11 protein-coding genes are annotated in these 19,338 nt (G+C 46.3%); 8 read left to right on the top strand and 3 right to left on the bottom strand.

Annotation, left to right across the window (positions count from 1 at the left end):
• Positions 1–1,607: 1,607 nt before the first annotated feature.
• Entirely contained in the window at positions 1,608–2,876 is a 1,269-nt protein-coding gene (locus F6K37_RS13040; protein ID WP_008185313.1) for an FIST signal transduction protein, read from the top strand.
• Between the two features lie 94 nt (positions 2,877–2,970).
• Here the strand turns inward: F6K37_RS13040 and hisD are convergent, their stop codons facing one another.
• Positions 2,971–4,296, bottom strand: coding sequence for a histidinol dehydrogenase (hisD, locus tag F6K37_RS13045; RefSeq protein ID WP_287250637.1), 1,326 nt, complete (start codon positions 4,294–4,296; stop codon positions 2,971–2,973).
• 247 nt (positions 4,297–4,543) lie between these two features.
• Here hisD and rpsT point away from each other — a divergent pair, with 247 nt between their 5' ends.
• Both rpsT and F6K37_RS13055 read left to right on the top strand, forming a co-directional pair.
• A complete protein-coding gene (gene rpsT / locus F6K37_RS13050) occupies positions 4,544–4,867 on the top strand; it encodes a 30S ribosomal protein S20 (protein WP_287250639.1) in 324 nt (107 codons plus the stop codon).
• A 108-nt stretch (positions 4,868–4,975) separates the two neighbouring features.
• A complete protein-coding gene (locus F6K37_RS13055; protein WP_008185306.1) occupies positions 4,976–5,788 on the top strand; it encodes a TatD family hydrolase in 813 nt (270 codons plus the stop codon).
• Positions 5,789–6,071: 283 nt separating this feature from the next.
• On the opposite strand, the gene F6K37_RS13060 is transcribed toward F6K37_RS13055, so the two are convergent.
• Positions 6,072–6,245: a hypothetical protein gene (locus F6K37_RS13060; RefSeq protein WP_229414524.1), complete on the bottom strand. Its 174-nt coding sequence runs from the start codon at positions 6,243–6,245 to the stop codon at positions 6,072–6,074.
• A 298-nt stretch (positions 6,246–6,543) separates the two neighbouring features.
• Between F6K37_RS13060 and rpoB the strand changes: the two genes are divergently transcribed.
• The 5 genes from rpoB (at position 6,544) to F6K37_RS13085 (ending at position 18,573) form a co-directional block, all read left to right on the top strand.
• Positions 6,544–9,933, top strand: coding sequence for a DNA-directed RNA polymerase subunit beta (gene rpoB / locus F6K37_RS13065; protein ID WP_008185303.1), 3,390 nt, complete (start codon positions 6,544–6,546; stop codon positions 9,931–9,933).
• A gap of 46 nt (positions 9,934–9,979) precedes the next feature.
• Complete coding sequence (locus F6K37_RS13070; protein ID WP_008185301.1) at positions 9,980–11,857, top strand: DNA-directed RNA polymerase subunit gamma; 1,878 nt, start codon at positions 9,980–9,982, stop codon at positions 11,855–11,857.
• A 204-nt stretch (positions 11,858–12,061) separates the two neighbouring features.
• Positions 12,062–16,003: a DNA-directed RNA polymerase subunit beta' gene (locus tag F6K37_RS13075; protein WP_008185299.1), complete on the top strand. Its 3,942-nt coding sequence runs from the start codon at positions 12,062–12,064 to the stop codon at positions 16,001–16,003.
• 295 nt (positions 16,004–16,298) lie between these two features.
• Complete coding sequence (locus tag F6K37_RS13080) at positions 16,299–16,721, top strand: hypothetical protein (protein ID WP_008185298.1); 423 nt, start codon at positions 16,299–16,301, stop codon at positions 16,719–16,721.
• A gap of 634 nt (positions 16,722–17,355) precedes the next feature.
• Positions 17,356–18,573, top strand: coding sequence for an NB-ARC domain-containing protein (locus F6K37_RS13085; protein WP_287250643.1), 1,218 nt, complete (start codon positions 17,356–17,358; stop codon positions 18,571–18,573).
• Between the two features lie 159 nt (positions 18,574–18,732).
• Here the strand turns inward: F6K37_RS13085 and F6K37_RS13090 are convergent.
• The coding region (locus tag F6K37_RS13090; protein ID WP_287250645.1) for a methylenetetrahydrofolate reductase at positions 18,733–19,338 on the bottom strand (606 nt) is incomplete at its 5' end.

Here is a 19,338-nt window from a genome sequence, read left to right on the forward strand (position 1 = left end):
ACGACACTGCTTACAGTAAGATTTAGACGAAAATCCAAACTATACTGTTGTGGCGCACTCAAAAACGCCTTACTTCCCTGGCCGTAGGCCACGCTACGCGAACGGATCAACAAAGAGTCAACCTGTGGAGCTACTTTTAACGTAAAAACCTTTCAGAGTGGTTGTACCAACAAATTAGGGCGATAAATTGCTACTTTTTGCTGCTATCACTTGCCTGTGCCTTGAGGAGTAGGATTTCCCCGTCTCTTACTGGCCGGAATTTAACCGAAAAGCGCAAAAAATCAACGCAACCAACCTTGTCCTTACTCGTACTTTCATTATAGCACGATGGCCGGGATAAATCCCGGTACGCTGGCCTTTGGCCACGCTACGCGAACGCCGCCCACTCAATAAATTAAGTGGCTAACTCTCGCTTGATGTTTTTCTGTTTGTAGGTCATGCAAAATAGGGTTAAGTCTCTTGTAATAAGGCGACCCTATCCTTACGGAGACTTCAAACCCTATTCTAAGGTTTCGTCTCCGGGAGGAAACGCGACGCGGCAGTTTTAACTGCCGTCATGAAAACTACAATGGTGAAGTGAGTAATGGTAAACGCCTACGTGATGAAGCGATTCTAGTACCTCAGAAATGCCGACCCTCTTTGATTGCATTGCGTTAATCCTCAGGTGCGCTTTCCGTTCTCCGTAGGAGACGCGGGGCGCGTTCGGCGAATTAAATTCGCTCAAGGTGCGACCCAAGGGCGATTTACTCGCCCTTGGGTCGCACCTTCGGGTCGCACCTCTTGTGAACGGGTAAATAATTGCAGATCTTTGACGAAACCTTAGAATAAAGAAGCCTTTATGGTTAGTCGGCTATGCATAGAAGGGTTAAATCTTTGTTATTAAGGCTTCTTTATTCTTACGGTAACTTTAAGCAGAGCGTACCGCACTGGCAAGCGTGGTAGTACCTAGAAAGCATAACCAACAAAAAAAAGTAGCGGGAACCCAAGGCTTGGACCAAGTGGAACTCAGTAGGGGCGCATTGACTACGCCTGTAAGATTCGATTACGGATTCTTAACGAATCCCCGCGTCTAATGACCGGGGATTGTCAAATTCCCCCTTTAATCGACAGATATTGACATAGCTAACTTGGTAGTGTGGTTGGGGTGGAATTCACCTTGAGCCCTTATCCTTCTTGCCATGGCTGACTTGAGGAAGGACTTCGAGTTAGAGGAACTGGGAATTTAAGGGAGCCTGTCTGATTTACCCACTATATTACGAATTGTTACTCTTAAATTGCAGTAGAGCGGATGGCTAATATGGCAATAACTATTCATAGTTATGCAGATATAGACAGATTTTTTGAGGCGCTTTCCAATGGCCGGGTTTCCCGGCCATTGGAAAGCGCGCCTTAAGAAAAACAGTTTATAACCCCGTTAACGCTAGCTTTTTGATAACTAGTAATTTAGATTAAGTTATATTAAGTTTAGTCTACCACAACCAATCCTCTTCTCAGTATCAGGTAAGGCTTAGTGGAAGTCTGTGGTAGTTCACCGTTATTATAAAACCTTAAGGAGTGGCCAATCCCCTCAATAGGCAATGGTATCGGGAGTGAATTAGGTAGAATAGATGGCTAAAGTGATCAAGTGGGCAAATGCTCTATCAACCCGTGCATCATTAGAAGCGGCAGTGGCCGAAGTGGCAGACTGCCTTGAGAAGTCTTTGCCTTCAAGAGCAGATTTGGGTCTGGTGTTCATCTCATCTGCCTATGCCAGTGAGTATCCTCGCCTCATCCCCCTGCTCCAGGAACGATTGTCTTTACCTGTGCTGATTGGTTGTGGTGGGAGTGGCATCATTGGGATGAACACCAATGGTCAGGCTGTGGAAGTTGAGGAAGGACCAGCCCTAAGCCTCAGCCTAGCCTGTTTGCCTGATGTTAGTGTCCATAGCTTTCATATCCCTGGAGACGCCTTGCCAGATTTGGATAGTCCTCCTGATGCTTGGGTGGACTTGATTGGCATTTCCCCCCAAGAGCAACCCCAGTTTATTTTATTCTCTGATCCCTTGTCATCTAAAATTAATGATTTGCTCCAAGGGTTGGATTATGCTTATCCAGGCTCAGCCAAGGTAGGAGGACAGGCTAGTGGTGGCTCTATGATGGTTAAGAATGGCTTGTTTTGCCTGAAAGACCAGACCCAACTGGCAAAGTCTCTCTACCATGAAGGAACTGTGGGGGTTGCTCTAAGCGGCAATGTTGTATTAGAAACCATTGTGGCTCAAGGCTGTCGTCCTATCGGTGAAACCTATCAGGTGGCTAAAGCAGACCAGAATATCCTGCTGGAATTGACAGCCCTCGATCAAGGCAAGATCACCAGCGGTGAGCCAGCATCCCATCCCCCATTAATGGTGTTGCGCGAGTTAATCCAAAGTATGGATGAGGCAGACCGTAAGCTGGCACAACATTCACTCTTTGTGGGAGTTGCCCGAGATGAGTTTAAACAACAGCTGGGTCAGGGAGACTTTCTGATCCGCAATCTGTTAGGTGTGGATCCGAGGATTGGTGCGATCGCTATTGCTGATCGGATTCGACCCGGTCAACGTATTCAGTTCCACCTCAGAGATGCTCAGACTTCAGAGGAAGACTTGGCACTCCTTCTTGAGGACTATCAAAAGCAAACTAACACCACTCAAGCTGCTGGTGCTTTGATGTTTTCCTGTCTGGGGCGAGGAGAAGGACTTTACGGTAAACCTAATTTTGATTCCCAACTATTCCACCGTTACATCAAGGATATTCAGCTGGCTGGCTTCTTCTGTAACGGGGAAATTGGTCCAGTAGGCAGTAGTACGTTTTTGCACGGCTTCACCTCAGTTTTTGGGATTTTCCGTGCTAAAGAGTAAGAATGAAGAATTAATTCTTAATTCTTAATTCTTCATTCTGGGGAATGAGTAACTACCTGACTACCGGCAGAGCATTAACTAGATTATTTTTCTATTATTGTTCTACTGCCTTTGACCCCCCAGCATCAAGCTGAGTTCGTAAGCGCACAGATTCAGCGTGAGATGGTAGACCTTCTGCTTCAGCAAGAGTCTCGATAGCACCAGCCACTTTATGGAGGGCTCGGTCTGAATACTGAATCAAACTGGAGTGCTTCATAAAGGTTTCCACACCTAGGGCAGAAGCATAACGAGCAGCACCTGAAGTTGGTAGGGTGTGATTGGGTCCAGCCAAGTAATCACCTACTGCTTCAGGGGTTGAGTTACCCAGGAAAATTGCCCCAGCGTGGTGGATATAGTCTAGTAAGTCCCAAGGTTGGGTAATTTCTAGTTCTAAGTGTTCTGGAGCAAACTGATCAGACAGTTGTGCTGCCGCTTCTAAAGAATCAACAACAACGATTAGACCATAGTGAGCGATCGCTTTTTCTGTCAACAGGCGTCGTGGATGGTCTTTTAGTTGCTGTTGCACTTGTCCCTGCACTTGTTTGGCTAATTGAGGATCAGTGGTCAGGAGAATCGCTGCTGCCATTGGGTCATGTTCTGCCTGAGCCAATAGATCGACAGCCACATGAACTGGATTAGCTTCCTCATCCGCAATAATTAATACCTCAGAAGGACCAGCCAGGGAGTCAATCCCTACAATACCGTAAACCAGTTTCTTGGCCAGGGTTACGTAAATGTTCCCCGGACCGCTAATCACATCCACGTTGGGAATGGTTTCGGTTCCAAAGGCTAAGGCGGCAATTGCTTGGGCACCACCTACCCGGTAAATCTCATGAATCCCGGCTTCCTGAGCAGCCACAAGCACAGCCGGATTAATGCTTTGATCAGGTCTTGGTGGGGTAACCATTACAATTTGGTCAACCTGAGCTACCTTGGCTGGGATGGCATTCATTAACACAGTACTGGGATAGGACGCCCTACCGCCAGGAACATATAGTCCAGCCTTATCTACAGGAGTGTAGCGCTTGCCTAAAACCACATCATCTTCACCAAATTGCACCCAGGATTTGGGAATTCGTTGTCGATGAAATGCCTCAATTTGTCCAGCAGCTAATTGAATCGCATCAAGTAATTCCTTGGAGACCTGTTGGTAAGCCGTATCTAGTTCCGAACCGCTGACTCGCAGTTGTTCTCGACTCAATCTCAGCTGATCAAATTCCTCAGTGTAGTGCAGGAGCGCTACGTCTCCTTTACGCTTCACTGCCTGTAAAACTTCCCTTACAGTTGCCTCTTTGTTCAGCATTTGGTCAGAAGCCGTGCGATCGCGGATACGCCGCAGTTCAGTTTGTGCCTCAGCCTGCTCAGTTATGATTCGCAGCATGGAGTCGGAGTGCCCATCACGCTAGTGTTGCTCGTCCTAGACCAGGTTTATACACTTATCCTGATCAAAGGTGTCTATTTTTCCTGGACTTACTTTAAGAATATAGCTTAAAGACGATGATGCTTGGGTTACGCTATGGGTGTTGATACTAGTTTATTATGATATATGGTATGATGTTACTTCTGGTATCATACCACTTTCTATGGGAGGTAACTCCCAAACTAAATTAAGTTAAGTAAAGACTGCTGTGGCTAATAACAAGTCTGCCCTCAAACGCATAAAAATCGCCGAACGGAACCGAATTCGGAACAAAGCCTACAAATCAGCGGTGAAAACCCTGACGAAGAACTATTGTGCTGCCTTAGAAGAGTACGAACGCCAACCAAGTCCGGAAGCCTTGGAACAAGTCAAACGTCGAATGTCAGAAGCATACAGCAAAATTGACAAGGCTGTCAAGCGTAAGGTGCTCCATCGCAATAATGGCGCTCGGAAAAAAGCAAGTCTTGCCAAAAAGCTCAAAGCTATAGAGGCTCAACTTAAAGCTACTGTGACCGAATCACCTGCTGTATGATGAGATTGCCTGACTCAGCTGACCTTAGCTAAGTGCTGCAATTAGTAATTCAGCAAAAACCGCTGTTAATTAAACTAAAAATAGATAAATAGATTAAAAACTGTATTGATGCAGTTGATTGATACCCACGTCCATATCAACTTCGATGTCTTTGAGTCGGAGTTAGAGCAATTAAGGCACCGATGGCTTGAAGCTGGTGTGGTTCGTCTAGTTCACTCTTGCGTAGAACCGTCTGAGTTTACAGGCATCCAAGCTCTAGCAGAGCGATTTCCCGAACTCTCCTTCGCGGTAGGCTTGCACCCCTTAGATACGGAAAAATGGACTTCCGAAACGGAAAATCAGATTTTGACCCTAGGGCGCTCTGATGCTAGGGTCGTAGCTATCGGAGAAACGGGTTTGGATTTCTATAAAGCAAAGAACCAACAATACCAAATAGAAGTGTTAAAAGCCCAACTAGGGATTGCCCACCAACTTGGCTTGCCAGTCATTATCCACTGCCGTGACGCTGCTGCTGCAATGAGGGGCATACTCCAAGAGTTTTGGGAAAGTACCGGGCCAATAAGAGGTGTGATGCACTGTTGGGGAGGTAATCCTCAACAGACACAGTGGTTTTTGGATTTGGGGTTTTACATTAGCTTCAGTGGCATTGTGACCTTTAAAAATGCCACTCAGGTAAAAGAATCAGCCACCATGGTACCTAGCGATCGCCTACTCATCGAAACGGATTGTCCGTTCCTGGCACCAGTACCCAAGCGAGGCAAACGAAATGAACCAGCCTATGTTCGCTATGTAGCCGAGTGCGTTGCCCGATTACGAGGGATATCTCTAGAAGAGTTGGCTGCTCAGACCACCCAAAATGCCTGTCAGCTTTTTGGTCTTAGCCTCTCAACAGCAACTGCTGCCCAAATAGGGATTGGGTAAATCTCAACCAGACCTGAAAGGGGAAAACCTGAAGGTGGGTTCTTGATAATCTCAACTCCCCTACTCTGCTATGGTTCAGTAGAAAGAGAATGATGGGTCGACTTCTAGGCTTGCTGTGAACACCTATGGTAACACCTAGAAGAGGAAATAACAGGAAATAATCCGACTCTTTGAATAGTACTTTTGGGAGAGGTTTACCGAAGTAGGGTTGACAAAAAAGAGAACAGATGCTACCAGGTTTATCCTGAATATGACTAACCAAAGGACAAGCCCTACAAAGGTTTTAGCCTCCAGCTAAGCACAAGCCATGTGTAGGACAGGGCATATCGACGGTGACAAGTGTAAAAACCACAACTAGCACCGGCAGCAAGTACTCCAAGTCCAGTATAGTCCAGTATAGTGTTTTGGTTGTTTTCCTGATCCATGCCTGAGTTTCTTTCAATCTAGTAATAGACATGGTTTAAATTCCCACGGATGGCTTTCGAGAAAAAGTGGAAGATAGAAGGCACTCTAAGCCATAGCTATGAACATCTAAAACCTAGATTAGGGTTACCTGAGGTCCGGTGGTGTTCAGCTTAAGAATTCCACGTTTACGTTATCTGTGGGACTGTCAATTCTAACAGTTGATCTAGTATCTATTTATCTAGTATCTATTAGCTCGAACCCAAGTTTTAAGGAACTGTTCAAGTACAAGTACTGCCTTGGGAAGGGAATCGAAATCGGCGCTGACTTAAAAAGAGTGAAGAACAGACCCCATGACTAATCAGACTTACACAACAGCCACCTATATGTTGCCAGACTTAGTTGAAATTCAGCGTGCTAGCTTTCGCTGGTTCTTGGAAGAGGGGCTAATTGAAGAACTCAATAGCTTCTCGCCGATTACCGACTACACTGGCAAAATGGAGCTGCACTTCTTGGGTGAAAACTACAGGCTGAAGTATCCTAAATATGATGTAGATGAAGCTAAGCGGCGAGACAGTACCTATGCCGTACAAATGTACGTTCATACTCGCCTGATTAATAAAGAAACCGGCGAGATCAAAGAACAAGAAGTATTCATCGGTGATTTGCCTCTGATGACAGACCGAGGCACATTTATCATTAACGGTGCTGAGCGAGTCATTGTTAACCAAATTGTTCGCTCTCCTGGGGTTTACTACAAGTCTGAAACTGATAAAAACGGACGTCGTACCTACTCAGCCTCCTTGATTCCCAACCGGGGGGCTTGGTTGAAGTTTGAAACCGATAAAAATAACTTAGTTTGGGTGCGAATCGACAAAACCCGTAAACTGTCTGCACAGGTGCTTTTAAAAGCCTTGGGGCTTGGTGATAGTGAAATTATTGATGCTATGCGCCACCCAGACTACTATCAAAAAACCCTTGACAAAGAAGGGAACCCCAGTGAAGAAGAAGCCCTGCTGGAGCTCTACCGCAAGCTGCGTCCTGGGGAACCTCCCACTGTTAGTGGTGGTCAGCAGTTATTGGAATCCCGTTTCTTTGACCAGAAGCGTTATGACCTAGGTCGGGTCGGTCGCTACAAAATCAATAAAAAACTACGGCTGAATATTCCTGACACGGTAAGGGTATTGACCCCCCAAGACATACTCGGGGCAATTGATTACCTAATCAACCTGGAATTTGACATTGGTAGCACAGATGATATTGACCACCTAGGAAATCGCCGAGTTCGCTCTGTTGGTGAACTACTGCAAAACCAAGTGCGGGTGGGACTAAATCGCCTAGAGCGGATTATTCGGGAACGGATGACCGTTTCAGAATCCGATACCCTTACCCCAGCCTCATTGGTAAACCCCAAACCCCTAGTAGCAGCGATTAAGGAATTTTTTGGGTCCTCTCAGCTTTCCCAGTTTATGGATCAGACCAATCCATTAGCTGAATTGACCCATAAACGGCGTCTGTCTGCCCTAGGTCCTGGGGGGTTAACTCGCGAACGGGCAGGTTTTGCAGTGCGGGATATTCATCCATCTCACTATGGCAGAATTTGCCCCATTGAAACTCCAGAAGGTCCCAACGCAGGTCTGATTGGCTCCTTGGCAACCCACGCTCGGGTGAATAATTATGGTTTTATTGAAACTCCTTCTTACCCAGTAGAAAATGGGCGAGTCCTAAAAGACCGACCGCCCTTGTACATGACTGCAGATGAAGAAGATGACCTGAGGGTAGCACCAGGAGATATTGCCTTAGATCAGGAAGGTTACATCCTGGGAGAGTCTGTACCAGTCCGATATCGACAAGAATTCACCACCACCACCCCTGACCAAGTGGACTATGTGGCGGTATCACCAGTGCAAATTATCTCTGTTGCCACCTCTCTAATTCCCTTCTTAGAACATGATGATGCCAACCGAGCTCTGATGGGCTCAAATATGCAGCGGCAAGCTGTGCCATTGCTTCGACCTGAGCGCCCCTTAGTGGGAACAGGATTGGAAGCCCAGGCGGCTCGGGACTCAGGTATGGTCGTGGTGGCTGCCAGTGATGGTGAGGTGGTGTATGTCGATGCCAACACAATTCGGTTACAGCCTTATCCAACCACCACAGATACGCCAGCCCTGCCAGGGGAAAAGGGCAATGAGAATGAGTTAGAATTTCCTAGCCCTGTTCAACCAAAAGAAACCCCAGCAATTATTGAATACTCCCTCCAAAAGTATCAGCGCTCTAACCAAGATACCTGCTTAAATCAACGACCCTTGGTGTATGTAGGAGATGAAGTTGTGGGGGGTCAGGTACTGGCAGATGGCTCGGCTACAGAAGGGGGTGAAATCGCCCTCGGACAAAATATTCTAGTCGCTTATATGCCTTGGGAAGGCTATAACTACGAAGATGCCATCCTGGTTAGTGAACGGCTAGTTTACGATGATGTCTACACAAGTATTCACGTTGAAAAGTATGAAATAGAAGCGCGACAGACTAAACTAGGTCCGGAAGAAATAACCCGAGAAATTCCCAATGTGGGGGAAGATGCCCTGCGTCAGTTAGATGAAACCGGGATCATTCGGATTGGAGCCTGGGTAGAAGCTGGGGATATCTTGGTGGGGAAAGTTACTCCCAAGGGGGAATCAGACCAGCCACCAGAAGAAAAACTGTTGCGAGCTATATTTGGGGAAAAAGCTAGGGATGTACGGGACAATTCTCTGCGAGTCCCCAATGGTGAAAAAGGGCGTGTGGTAGATGTGCGGGTATTTACCAGAGAGCAAGGGGATGAACTGCCACCGGGAGCCAACATGGTAGTGCGTGTATATGTGGCTCAGAAGCGTAAAATCCAGGTTGGTGACAAAATGGCAGGTCGTCACGGCAATAAGGGAATTATTTCCCGGATTTTGCCCATCGAAGATATGCCCTACCTGCCCGATGGTACACCTGTAGATATTGTACTAAACCCCCTGGGAGTACCCAGTCGCATGAATGTGGGTCAGGTATTTGAATGTCTATTAGGATGGGCTGGGGAACACCTGAATGTCAGATTTAAGCTTACTCCCTTCGACGAAATGTACGGTGCAGAAGCATCCCGCCTCACTGTCCATAACAAGCTTAAAGAAGCCAGTGAGCAACCTGATAAAGAGTGGGTATTTAATCCGGAGCATGCCGGAAAAATTACTGTCTACGATGGTCGCACCGGAGAAGCCTTTGACCAACCAGTCACAGTGGGGCAAGCCTATATGCTCAAGCTAGTCCACTTGGTAGATGATAAAATTCATGCTCGCTCCACCGGACCGTACTCCCTAGTCACCCAGCAACCCTTGGGGGGTAAAGCCCAACAAGGTGGTCAGCGGTTTGGGGAAATGGAAGTCTGGGCATTAGAAGCATTTGGAGCATCTTACACCCTCCAAGAATTGCTCACTGTTAAATCAGACGATATGCAAGGCCGCAACGAAGCTCTCAATGCGATTGTGAAAGGAAAAGCCATTCCCCGACCTGGTACTCCCGAATCCTTTAAGGTACTGATGCGAGAACTCCAATCCTTAGGACTCGACATAGCTGTTCACAAAGTCGAAACCACAGAAGACGGTAGTAGTAATGATATGGAAGTGGATTTAATGACCGATTCAGAACGCCATCGAACACCACGCTCACCAACCTATGAATCCCTAAACCAGGAAGAGTTGGTGGAAGAAGAGCAACCCTAAAAGGTTGCTCTATATGAGTGTCTGTGAATAGGGAAATGACAAAATTATGAGAAGCCAAATAGAACAGCGGTTTGACTACGTAAAAATTGGTATTGCCTCTCCTGAGAGAATTCGTCAATGGGGAGAAAGGACTCTTCCCAACGGTCAAATGGTCGGTGAAGTGACTAAGCCAGAAACCATTAACTATCGCACCCTCAAACCGGAGATGGATGGGCTGTTCTGTGAGCGGATCTTTGGTCCAGCTAAAGACTGGGAATGCCATTGTGGTAAGTACAAGCGGGTGCGCCACCGAGGTATTGTCTGTGAACGCTGTGGTGTAGAAGTGACCGAGTCCCGGGTAAGGCGTCACCGTATGGGATACATTAAACTAGCCGCACCCGTGGCTCACGTCTGGTATCTCAAAGGGATTCCTAGCTACCTCAGTATTTTGCTTGATATGCCCCTGCGGGATGTAGAACAGATTGTCTACTTCAACGCCTACGTAGTACTAAACCCAGGTAATGCGGAAAACCTCAGCTATAAACAGCTGCTCACCGAAGACCAATGGCTGGAAATTGAGGAGCAGCTCTATAGCGAAGACTCAGACCTATCTGGGGTAGACGTGGGGATTGGGGCTGAGGCTCTGCAACGACTCCTACAGGATTTGGATTTAGACGCGATCGCAGAAAAGCTGCGAGAAGAAATTGCGGCTTCTAAAGGTCAAAAGCGAGCTAAGCTCATCAAACGGTTGCGAGTGATTGACAACTTTATTGGCACCGGGGCTCAGCCAGATTGGATGGTGCTGAGTGTCATCCCTGTCATTCCCCCCGACCTGCGACCGATGGTGCAACTGGATGGGGGTCGCTTTGCTACCTCTGACTTGAATGACCTCTATCGACGAGTCATCAACCGCAACAATCGACTAGCCCGGTTGCAGGAAATTCTGGCACCGGAAATCATTGTCCGCAATGAAAAGCGGATGCTTCAGGAAGCTGTGGATGCCCTGATTGACAATGGCAGGCGAGGACGGACAGTCGTAGGGGCAAACAATCGACCCCTGAAGTCCCTCTCTGACATTATCGAAGGTAAACAGGGTCGCTTCCGGCAAAACCTGCTAGGAAAACGGGTGGATTACTCTGGAAGGTCAGTGATTGTAGTCGGTCCAAACCTGCATATCCACCAGTGTGGTTTGCCCAGAGAGATGGCGATTGAGCTGTTTCAACCTTTTGTGATTCACCGCCTGATTCGTCAGGGTTTGGTGAATAACATCAAAGCAGCTAAAAAATTGATTCAACGGGGAGATCCCACTGTGTGGGACGTACTCGAAGAAGTGATTGCAGGTCACCCGGTGATGCTAAACCGAGCCCCAACTCTACACCGACTAGGAATTCAAGCCTTTGAACCCATTTTGGTAGAAGGTCGTGCCATTCAACTGCACCCCTTAGTCTGTCCAGCCTTTAATGCGGACTTTGATGGCGACCAGATGGCAGTACATGTGCCCCTATCCCTAGAATCCCAATCAGAGGCTAGGTTGTTAATGCTGGCATCGAACAATATTCTGTCACCAGCAACAGGTCGCCCGATTATAGCACCAAGTCAAGATATGGTCTTGGGATGCTATTATCTAACCGCAAAAAATCCAAATGCCACCAAGGGAGCAGGTCGTTACTTTGCTAACCTCGAGGATGCAATCAAAGCCTACGAACAAAAGCAAGTACACCTCCATGCCTATATTTGGGTCCGCTATGACGGCATAGTTGACACAGACGAACAAGACACGGAGATGATTTCTGAAGAATCTTCACCCGATGGTATGGTGACCAAACTCTACAAAAACCGGCGAGTCAGGGAAACAGCCGATGGTGAACTTATTTCCCAGTACATCCGCACCACCGCAGGTCGGATCATCTACAACAAAACTATTCAAGAAGCCCTATGGGGCTAGGTAAAAGGTAAGCATTTAGAATTGAGAATGCGCGAATTGAGAATTAGGAAATTCAAGAGAATGTAGAATGTAGAATGTAGGATTTTAAAGAATTAATTCTTAATTCTTAATTCTTAATTCTTAATTCTTAATTCTTAATTCTTAATTATTGATTCTTAATTCTTAATTCTTAATTCTTAATTCTTCATCCCCTTCAAAAGCATCATGGCAGATAAAAAAGCTAAAAAAGACTTGATTTTTTATAACCGGATTGTTGATAAAGGCCGGTTAAAAAAGCTGATCTCTTGGGCGTATACCAAATACGGAAGTGCCCGGACAGCCCAAATGGCCGATAAACTCAAAGATCTGGGGTTTCGCTATGCTACCCAGGCGGGGGTTTCTATCAGTGTAGATGACCTGCAAGTGCCACCAGCTAAACGCCAGATGTTAGATGAGGCGGAAGCTATGATTCGTGCCACAGAAGGCCGGTTCACTAGGGGTGAAATTACTGAAGTTGAAAGGTTTCAAAAAGTTATCGATACCTGGAACGGCACCTCTGAGGCTCTCAAAGATGAGGTCGTCCGTAACTTCAAAGACACAAACCCCCTAAATTCAGTGTACATGATGGCTTTTTCCGGAGCACGGGGTAACTTGTCTCAGGTGCGGCAATTGGTAGGTATGCGGGGTCTGATGGCTAATCCCCAAGGTGAAATTATTGACCTACCGATTAAGACTAACTTCCGGGAAGGATTAACGGTAACAGAATACATTATCTCATCCTACGGAGCCCGCAAAGGCTTGGTGGATACTGCCCTGAGAACGGCTGACTCTGGTTACCTCACCCGTCGTCTGGTGGATGTTTCCCAGGACGTGATTGTACGAGACCTTGATTGTGGCACCAGTCGGGGCATCAAAATCGCAGCCATGACTGACGGCGATCGCATTTTAATTTCCCTAGCGGATAAGCTCTTAGGTCGAATTGTAGCAGAGGAATTGGTTCATCCAAAAACCGGGAAAGTAATTGCTAAACAAAACCAAGATGTATCTGATCAACTAGCCAAAGAGATTGAATCGTCTGGTATTAAAGAGGTAATGGTGCGATCGCCTCTAACCTGTGAAGCCCAGCGGTCAGTTTGCCAGAGATGCTATGGTTGGAGCTTAGCTCATGGGCACATGGTGGATTTGGGCGAAGCGGTGGGGATTATTGCTGCCCAGTCTATTGGGGAACCAGGAACTCAGTTGACTATGCGGACCTTCCACACAGGGGGTGTGTTTACCGGGGAAGTGGCACGCCAGCTCTCTGCTCCCGTTAAGGGTGTAGTAAACTTTGGCAAAAGCCTACGTACCCGCCAAGTTAGGACTCGCCACGGTGACGAGCGTCAACAAGTGGAACTAGCTGGGGATCTGATTTTGGCACCAACTAATGGCTCTGCCAAAACCTTTCCTTTAACAGCGGGCTCCTTGGTCTTAGTCAGTGATGGGCAAACAGTCAGCAAGGGTGATCTGTTAGCAGAAGTAGCCCTGAGTAAAAGCCGTCCTTCCACAGAAAAAGCGGCTAAGGATGTGGCATCGGACTTAGCCGGGGAAGTGCTATTTGCCGACTTAGTCCCTGAGGAAAAAACAGATCGACAGGGTAATACTACTCGGATTGCCCAACGCAGCGGTTTGCTCTGGATTTTATCTGGGGACGTCTATAACCTACCCCCTGGTGCCGAACCGGTGGTGAAAAATGGGGATACTGTAGAGATTGGCACAGTACTGGCGGAAACCAAATTAGTCACACTCAATGGTGGTGTGGTGCGACTGACCCCAGGCAAAAGAGAAATTGACATTATCACAGCTTCCGTCCGCTTGGATCAATCACAGGTGAGAATGGAAAGCACGGGGGGTCGGGAACAATATGTGATTCACACTGCCAATAATCAGCACTTTTCCCTGAAGGCAACCCCTGGCACAAAGGTACTCAACCACCAGGTGGTGGCGGAACTGATTGATGACCAATACTACACTAAAACCGGTGGCATTATTAAATATGCTGGTGTAGAGGTGGCTAAACGGGGTAAAGCCAAGCAAGGTTACGAAGTTACCAAAGGCGGTACCTTACTCTGGATTCCGGAAGAATGCCATGAGGTCAACAAAGATATTTCCCTGCTGCTTGTGGAAGACGGTCAATATGTGGAAGCAGGCACAGAAGTGGTTAAGGATATCTTCTGTCAATCGTCAGGTGTAGTGGAAGTTGTCCAAAAAAATGATATCCTCCGGGAAATTGTGGTTAAGCCTGGGGAATTTCATCTGGTGGAGAACCTACCAGAGACCATGACTAGTGAGGGTCACCTGATCTATCCCGGCTCGGAAGATTTGCCAGGGATAACGGTAGAAAACCTGTGTTATGGAGAAGCAGTTGACACACCTGATGGTATGGGACTGCTGCTGCGGCCAGTGACTGAGTTTGCTGTACCAGATGAACCAGCGGTTCCCTCTCAGGCGTCCATTAATACCCAAGACAATTCCAACCAAGGGACCCAAGGAACCCAGATTCAATTGCGAGCCATCCAACGCATTCCCTATAAAGATGGAGAACGGGTCAAGTCTGTGGATGGGGTGGAATTACTCCGCACCCAGTTGGTATTGGAAATGAGCAACCCCGATGCTGGCAGTGACCATTCTAGTTCATCCCAGCTGAGTGCTGATATTGAGTTAGTCAGTACTGAGGATGAAGCCTCTGAGGATATGCGATTACAACTGGTGATCCTGGAGTCGTTGGTGGTTCGCCGGGATACCAATGCAGATCCGTTAGGGGGTAATACCAAAACCCGGATTTTAGTAAATTATGGGGACGAAATTCCTCCAGGTGCGGTAGTTGCTCGAACAGAAATTCAGTGCAAGGAAGCTGGTGAAATCCGGGGAATTCAAGAAGGATTAGAAGCCATTCGCCGAGTGCTGGTGGTCAGGGATGCTGACCGAGTCACAATCCCCATTACGTCTCCTGCCACAGTCAAAGTAGGGGATTTGGTCGTTGGTACCAACACCTTAGCGGAAGGGACACCCGCTGGAGAATCAGGTCAGGTGGTTCAGGTGACGGATGATTCTGTTATCCTGCGACTGGCTCGTCCATACCGAGTTTCTGCGGGGGCAATTTTGCAAATTGACAAGGCAGATTTGGTGCAGCGGGGTGATAACCTGGTACTACTGGTGTTTGAACGGGCTAAGACAGGGGATATTATCCAAGGTTTGCCCAGGATTGAAGAACTACTAGAAGCTCGCAAACCCAAAGAAGCCTGTATATTGGCCAGACGTCCTGGAGAAGCCCAGGTGATTTATGAAGAAGGCGAAACCGTTGATATCAAGGTAATTGAGTCAGACGGAGTCGTGACCGATTACCCGATTTCGCCTGGGCAAAATGCTATTGTTTCCGATGGTCAGCAAGTCGGTACCGCTGAACCCATCACCGATGGCCCAGCCAATCCCCATGAAATTTTAGAGATTTTCTTCAACTACTGTCTCGAAAAAAGAGGTGTCTACGAAGCTGCTTTAAAGGGATTGCAACAAGCACAAGCATTTTTGGTAAATGAAGTACAGTCGGTGTATCAGTCTCAAGGAATTGATATTGCTGATAAGCATATTGAGGTGATTGTTCGTCAGATGACCTCTAAAGTGAGGGTAGACGATGGTGGTGATACCACTATGCTACCAGGAGAACTCGTGGAGTTGCGGCAGATTGAGACAGTGAATGACGCCATGGCCATCACTGGTGGTGCGCCAGCTCAATATACACCGGTACTACTGGGAATTACCAAAGCATCCCTTAATACCGATTCATTTATCTCTGCTGCCAGCTTCCAAGAAACTACTCGTGTGCTGACAGAAGCAGCGATCGAAGGGAAATCTGACTGGCTCAGAGGTCTGAAAGAGAATGTCATCATTGGGCGTCTGATTCCCGCAGGAACTGGTTTCAATTCTTACCAAGAGCCCACTCTTGGTAATCCAGAACCGGAATTCGACCATGGGAGTAGCATGGTCTATGGCTATGGTGAACCCGCCGATAGTACTGAATTACAGCAAGGCAACCTGCTTGATGATAACACAGCCCGTGTTTACAGCTTAGATGAGGAGAGTGATTTGGCTACTGATCCTAGCAACTTAGACCTCTTGAATGGAAATTATTAACCATAAGCTTGAACTCTACCCCGGATAAATCTTGGGAAAAACAAGGGCGTCTGATCATCAGCTTTTTAAAAGCTTTTGATCAGACGCCCTTACGGTATTATTTAGTATGATTCATTCCTATCACCAGACTTCAACCTAGCTGTATGCTTAGGTCTGGATGCAGGCGCTGATCGGGTTTACACGGGGATTATAAGGTGCGGACGCCACCCTGGGCACATAGCCCCCAATGATTTATAATACACCGGTGCTGGACTAACGTAGTTTCATCTTAAAATAAGAAGAAGGGGTTATAAACATGACAACTGTCAGCAAAAGTGAAAAACTCAAGGAAATACAGGAAGCCTATAAAAAAAGTAATAATTCGATGGCTTATGAGTTGTGTAGAGTATTTGAACAGGTCTGGCAAGTTGCTCCAGATGAATCAGCCTTAGCAATCGCCAATAAGATTATGTCAAAAGATATATCTTATTTTATGTTTGTCTTTGATTTGGACACGGAGGAAGATTATAGCGAAAAGCTCAAACAGGCTAGCAAGGAATCATATGGAAGTCGTAGAGAATGGCGTCAAAAATTAGAAGACTTAGAAGGGAAAAAACAGCTGGAAGCAGAAGAAGAGGAAGTTAAGGAAAATTTGTTAAATTTACTGAGTGATTCTAGCGCTGATACTGATAGCAAGATCAGAGAAAATTTATTAGAGATAGTAAAAGCTTGTCTTTGATGAAACCAGACCATTACCCGGATCTCTACTACCATCACTGTTGCTTCAATGCTCCCTTGCTAGAGGTTACAGGTAAATCAAAGCGTCTCTCGCTCACATAACCCTTGATCAGCTCAGTTATTGACAAAAGTGGGGTATTGAGTTAACCAGACAATTGGTGAAAACGCGATTGACCTACGGTCACGCTACGCGAACGCATTCGCACCGCATCCCCTGTCCCACTTAGCTTGATGTAGGGTGGGCAGTGAAGCAAACCGATTCACCAAGCTGGCCATAGCCTTGGGTTTGCACTGCTGCCCACCAACGGATTAATCACAATGCTCCATGATCTCAGTTTAACGGAGAGGAAGAACAGGGCAAAGACAAGCCAGATCAAGGAGATTTTAACTAGTCAGTTATTTCCGAGACGGTGTACTAGTCGTTATACAAACTTTAGATCCAGTGTTCAGTCTGTAAGGGTTTACAAGTTTTATCTCAAGGAAGGCAAGCAAATGGCGCAGGGTGCGTTTATCCAGAAGATGAACTTTTCAAAGAAGCAGTAAAGCTCTGGGATTTAGACAATTTATATATAGATATAGGCGAACAAAAACAGAGGGAAACCCATAATAAAACCACACTTACACCAGTAGAAAAAGTGTGCTTGAGAGGATTGCTTTGTGGCTACTCCCCAAAAAAAATAGCTGAGACTCTCCATCGGAGCTCTAACTCAATCGCTGTTGCCTTGACTAGGGGATTGTATCGATATGTCGAAGCACTAACTAATCGAGAATTAAATAGCCTCACTAACTGGAAAGACGTCTCTAAGTGGCTAGAAGTTGCAGGATACAAAATGCCTCAGTACCACCACGATTGGGGGGAAGCACCAGAAATTTATGCTTTCTATGGACGCACTAATGAAGTCAATCAACTGCAGCAATGGATTAGTAAAAAGCAATACTCACTAGTAGGGATTCTCGGTATAGGAGGGATTGGTAAAACCACTCTTGCTGTCAAACTTGCAAACAACCTTCAAGGGGAATTTGAGTATATTATTTGGCGTAATCTGCGCCATGCTCCACCCCTGAAACAACTGCTAGTAGAGCTGATTCAATTCCTATCTCACCAGCAATCATTCAATTTACCAGAAGACATCAACGCTCTTATTTCTAGCTTGATAAAATGTTTACAAGAGCATCGGTGTCTGATCGGACTGGATGACGCAGAGCAGATTCTAAGTCCTGGCGCTATAGCTGGATACTATCAAGCCAACTATGAGGATTATGGTCAGCTATTTAGACGAGTAGCACAGGAAAAACACCAAAGTGCTTTGCTGCTGATCAGTTGGGAAAAATTTCTACAACTAGAGTTACTGGAGCAAAAAAATAACACTACTGCTTCATTAACCCTGAAGGGGTTACCTACAGAAGAAGCTGAGAAAATCTTAGTAGATAACGGGTTATTTGGAAATACAGAAGAATGGGAAACCTTGATTACCCGTTATCGAGGCAATCCCTTAGCATTAAATCTAGTAGCGACAACAATTGAAAAATATTTTAATGGCAGTGTATCGAAATTTTTAAGCTTGAATGAGGTATTTGTTCCTGAGCCAATCAGGTTAATTTTAATTGCACAGTTGAATCGCTTAGATAAGTCAGAAAGAGAAGTGATCAGGTATCTAGGGATAAGTACCAAACCCGTACCCGTTTCCCGGGAACAATTGCGCCAGGATATGACCATTAGCTCGGATTCAAAACTAATCAATGTTTTACAATCCCTCCAGAGGCGTTCACTCATTGAGACATTCACAGACATTAGTCAAACTTTTTTCACCCTATACCCTGTAGTTAGTTCGGTGATTCTTAGTATTAGTTAAAAGGAGAAAAGATAACAGGGAACAGGGAGGAGTGTGGGAAGTTTGGGAAGTTTGGGTAGGGTGGGGAGAGAAAAAGGTATATTTACCCTATTCCCTATTCCCTGTTCCCTGTTCCCTGTTCCCTGGGCATAGCGCTATAACAATTGACCTGAAATTTACTTACTTAAAAACTAAGTCATTAACGGGAGAGGATTTCTGCAATGGCGAAATGCCAGCCAAATCCAAAATCTGGGGAATCAAGTCTTCTCGCCGGACTGCCATCATATGAACACCCTGGCACAGTTGCCGTGCGAGCTTAACTTGCTCAGCGGCAATTTTTATCCCTTCTTGTAACTGATTATCTGCTGCTGCTAGCCGATCAATAATTTCGTCAGGGATATTAACCCCTGGAACTTTTTTATTAATAAACTTAGCGTTTTTAGCGGATTTGAGCAAAAATATCCCTGCTAAAATTGGCTTATTAGTACCAGCAGCAATCTGAACCATAAACTTCTCTAGGCGATCAAAATCACAAATGAGCTGACTTTGAAAAAACTGTGCTCCCGCCTCTAGTTTCCGTTCAAACCGACTCTGTAAGCCTGACCAACTCTTGAGCTGGGGGTCTACCGCTGCACCAGTAAATAAATCAGTTGCTTGATCAGTAAGGGGCTTATCATTGAAATCAACCCCTTGATTTAGCTTAGTAATTAGTTGCAATAGGCGTACTGATTCTAAGTCAAATACACTTTTAGCATCAGGATGATCACCTGCTTTGACTGGATCACC

The organism is Moorena sp. SIO4E2, assembly GCF_010671945.1.
GTDB lineage: Bacteria > Cyanobacteriota > Cyanobacteriia > Cyanobacteriales > Coleofasciculaceae > Moorena > Moorena producens.

Bases quoted from the DNA above. Each gene is read 5' to 3' on its own strand.
- F6K37_RS13040 (WP_008185313.1), top strand. From the start codon at position 1,608: ATGGCTAAAGTGATCAAGTGGGCAAATGCTCTATCAACCCGTGCATCA.
- hisD (WP_287250637.1), bottom strand. From the start codon at position 4,296: ATGCTGCGAATCATAACTGAGCAGGCTGAGGCACAAACTGAACTGCGG.
- F6K37_RS13055 (WP_008185306.1), top strand. From the start codon at position 4,976: ATGCAGTTGATTGATACCCACGTCCATATCAACTTCGATGTCTTTGAG.
- F6K37_RS13060 (WP_229414524.1), bottom strand. From the start codon at position 6,245: ATGTCTATTACTAGATTGAAAGAAACTCAGGCATGGATCAGGAAAACA.
- rpoB (WP_008185303.1), top strand. From the start codon at position 6,544: ATGACTAATCAGACTTACACAACAGCCACCTATATGTTGCCAGACTTA.
- F6K37_RS13070 (WP_008185301.1), top strand. From the start codon at position 9,980: ATGAGAAGCCAAATAGAACAGCGGTTTGACTACGTAAAAATTGGTATT.
- F6K37_RS13075 (WP_008185299.1), top strand. From the start codon at position 12,062: ATGGCAGATAAAAAAGCTAAAAAAGACTTGATTTTTTATAACCGGATT.
- F6K37_RS13080 (WP_008185298.1), top strand. From the start codon at position 16,299: ATGACAACTGTCAGCAAAAGTGAAAAACTCAAGGAAATACAGGAAGCC.